Raw genomic sequence first — 3,415 nt, 5'->3', positions numbered from 1 at the left:
AATAACAGACCCAGTTACTCTTTAATTTGCCCAGAATTTAATCAGAATGGGTTAACCGAAATAGATATAGAAGTTAGAACTCTCAAAAAGCATTTTAATTTCATCATTTTTGAGTGTTTGCTCTTATAGCACAATTATGAGCTATTGATGAAACTAATTTATCATTTCTCAAATCGACAGATGGGCTTGATCACAAAACCTTTAACACCCTCTATAACTTTGAGTTTTCAGCTAATTTTTGTTCAAACTTTCCTTGTAGTCACAATAGTCAATAACGGTTTATAAGATCCTATATTATATCATTCACACAAAGACAAAGGCAGGCATTCATTAATTAATGTTATGTAGTCATAGAGTGCACGGCAGGAGCGCTCAATAAGTAAGCAATTTATTAATAAACCAGCAACAAGAGCCGAGACACAGCCTATCAATTGCTGTTAAATCAAAAGAAAAGCTCAGATCAGATTGTGCATTGTATCGCTGATACTTATTATACGAATACTTTATGTTTGCGAGGCTTCTATGAAATCAGTAATAACGCTGCTTGTTAATCAATCACAAGCAAAATTTGATTGGAAAGCGTTTAAACACATTGAAGGCGAAACGCTGGACCAGCTTATCTCGCAACTCAAGCCATTATTCGTGGATTCTCTCTTTAACTACAGTTTTGAAAAGCGGGAAGTTAAATCAGTTAATGACCTACCCGAAGCATTCATCGTCTCCGATTTAGCACCAAGCTATGTGCAACGCATTGGCGTTAACTTAGTGAACGACAAACACGAGCAAATTGAAGCAAACGCGTTGATCGGGAAAGAAATCGTTTTTATAGAGGCATACCCAAAGGTACTTAAGACTCGTGAATTCGTAGAAGTGGTATATCAGCTATTCCCTAAAGCAAACTTCTTTTTGTTGGCCGCTGTACCATTTGTTCTTATCCCAGCTTTTTATAGCAACCTATTCAATACTCGCCTGATATTTAACTCACAAGCCTCTACGCTACTTTTCGTCACCGCGGCTTTTTTAATTTTGTGGGGGTGTGAATATGCGCTCAAATACGCAATAAAACACATTCATCTGCGTAAGTTAGAGAACAACTCTTTGAAAATGGAGCGCTATCTACTTTCATTGATGCCCGGTTTTAAGCAAAAAGACAGCTTAACCAAAATGCGTATGGTTGAATCAAACCGTAAGGTTATATGGGAAAACCTACCTAGTATCATTATGGATGCCTCCATATTTCTTTTGGTTATCTCTTTGCTGTTTATGTTTATTGGTACGTACGCCTTAGCATTGTTTGGCTTTTACATCGTGGTTATAGGCGCTGCAACATATATGCGTTACCGCAATTACAAGGTGTTTATTGAATTAGAGTCTGCACAGCAAGACCTACTGAACGAAAGAATTTCATACTACAGAAATAACAAGCAGCTAAGATTTCTAAATAACCAATCTCTGCTAAACAACTTTGAACAGTCGTGCAAAAAGTCGTTTGATAGTGATCATAAACTCGCTAGTTTCAATTTCAACTGGGAAGAGTTTGTTCGAGTCAGCTCTTTTATCGCGAGCTTTTCGTTATTTATTGTACTTTTCTATACATCGAAGATAGATACGAGTGTATTTAACGTTCTGTTTGCGCTCTTAATACTTAATGGTCGCGCTGCATCAAGCGTTATTAGCTTTGTTACCAAAGGTTTTTTCATTCTGGTATCAACTTACCACCTAAAACTGGCTATCGCGGATCTATTGGAAAACATCGAGCCCAAAATAGTTAGCAAAGGTCTGCACCTGGACAACATCGCCAGTATTACTTTAAAGAATGTTGATATTAGCGCTGAGCAATCACCTCTTCTTATTGGCGTTAATCTCGAACTGACTAAAGGTAACACTTACGGCTTTTATGGTCCGATCGGCTCCGGTAAGTCTTCGCTTATGTCGACCATTGTTCAGTCACACCAGGAATACTCCGGTACCATACTCTTTAATAGTTTCTACAATGGTGTTGATATCGATCCAAGCGTCTTTGCTAAACAGGTCGTCTTTATTGACCCTACTTCAGATTTCATTCGAGGCAGTGTTTATTCCAACTTTTATATGCGCGGTGTAACAGACGTAAACAAAATCACGAAAATCTGTAGCCTAATATTTACGCACACTTCTATTGATTACGAGTTTATATTTCAACGGGATATTAGCCAGATTCCTATGTCCACTGGCCAGAAGAGAAAGTTGATGATTTTGATGAGCATCGATCCTAATAAACAACTTATTGTGTTGGATGAAGCATTATCTAATCTATCTTCGGCAGATGTAGCCGCATTGCTCCAATACATAAAGCAAGAAGCACCAGAAGCGATATTACTTGTGGTCTCACATGACAGAGTGACATTAAACCAGCTACCAAACCTGTTTGAGATCAGTAATCAACAGCTGATAAATCAGAAGAGTTCTATCGTTAAGGTTTAGAAACGAAACTAGACAAAAGCCATACTCTGCATTCTGGCAAAGTATGGCGTTTAAATTTAAGAGTATGAGTACTTACTTTGAAGGCTTATTTGTTTTTAAACGAATAGCAGCAACCAAGCATACTAGAATCATAAGCGGCCAACCAATACCACCTCCGCTATAATCATCGCTATAGCTTACCTTGGCCACTTTCTCTTCCTTCACACGAACCTTGAATATTTCGAGTTCTGATTTCAGATTCGTGACCATATCTGAAACAGCTAAGTTAAACCCTTTATTTGAGTTATCGTAAAAATTATCCTCTACCCCTACTGCGGTGGAGTAAGATTCAACATCACTGATTCCCGGAGCACGAAAGAGTAGCTTTTGACTATTTATATCAAAAACTGCGGTATCAACAAAAGTTTGTGTATTATTTTCATCTCCAGGGATTAAGTACATCCCAGCGATTGTCCAATAAAGTAGTGCCGCATTATTCTGTGTATTTCGAGCTACTTGGTCGTAGGAAACTAAAGCCATGACCTGAACATCATACAACCTTGAAAGCTGTTTAAGGTTATCAAAGCTGCCTCCTTGTTTCAGATATGCATCAGATATAACTTCTATCCTGTTGACATATTCGAGGCTTAAAAACTCATCCTTCACTTTTGTTAGAATCTCATGCTTCCGCTTCGCTGAGAGCGCTAGTTTGTTGTTATCAGCGCTTGGAACAAAAGCTATCCCGACATTAATAGGCAATGTTAGATGAGGAATGGACGGTTGATGTTCTTTATAGTTCTCTGAATCAGGATAAAGAAAATCAACCAGACTACTAGAAACGGTGACTTCGTTTTGGCTAATCCCAGCACAACCAAACAGAGTTACAAACAAGGCAAGGACAAAAACGATTTTTTTCATAAACAATCCCTTTAGAAAACATCACAGTTTTCTATATATTTATAAGAAGATTTAA

General features: G+C 37.9%; 2 protein-coding genes. One reads left to right on the top strand and one right to left on the bottom strand.

What is annotated here, in order from left to right:
* The first annotated feature begins 522 nt into the window (after positions 1-522).
* The gene (locus tag SNR28_RS03820; protein ID WP_375749698.1) at positions 523-2,463 is read left to right on the top strand and encodes an ATP-binding cassette domain-containing protein; all 1,941 of its coding nucleotides are present in this window, start codon (positions 523-525) and stop codon (positions 2,461-2,463) included.
* A 72-nt stretch (positions 2,464-2,535) separates the two neighbouring features.
* Here the strand turns inward: SNR28_RS03820 and rhlP are convergent, their stop codons facing one another.
* Positions 2,536-3,360 (bottom strand): rhombotarget lipoprotein, encoded by an 825-nt coding sequence (gene rhlP / locus SNR28_RS03815; RefSeq protein WP_375749697.1) that lies wholly within the window; start codon positions 3,358-3,360, stop codon positions 2,536-2,538.
* Positions 3,361-3,415 lie beyond the last annotated feature (55 nt).

It is taken from the genome of Vibrio iocasae (assembly GCF_042245395.1).
Classification (GTDB): Bacteria; Pseudomonadota; Gammaproteobacteria; order Enterobacterales; family Vibrionaceae; genus Vibrio; species Vibrio iocasae.
The sequence above is the reverse complement of the archived record's forward strand: the minus strand, read 5'-3'. Positions and strand labels throughout refer to the sequence as shown.

What these genes read in the sequence shown, in the direction of transcription:
- SNR28_RS03820 (WP_375749698.1), top strand. Translation starts at nt 523, where the DNA reads ATGAAATCAGTAATAACGCTGCTTGTTAATCAATCACAAGCAAAATTT.
- rhlP (WP_375749697.1), bottom strand. Translation starts at nt 3,360, where the DNA reads ATGAAAAAAATCGTTTTTGTCCTTGCCTTGTTTGTAACTCTGTTTGGT.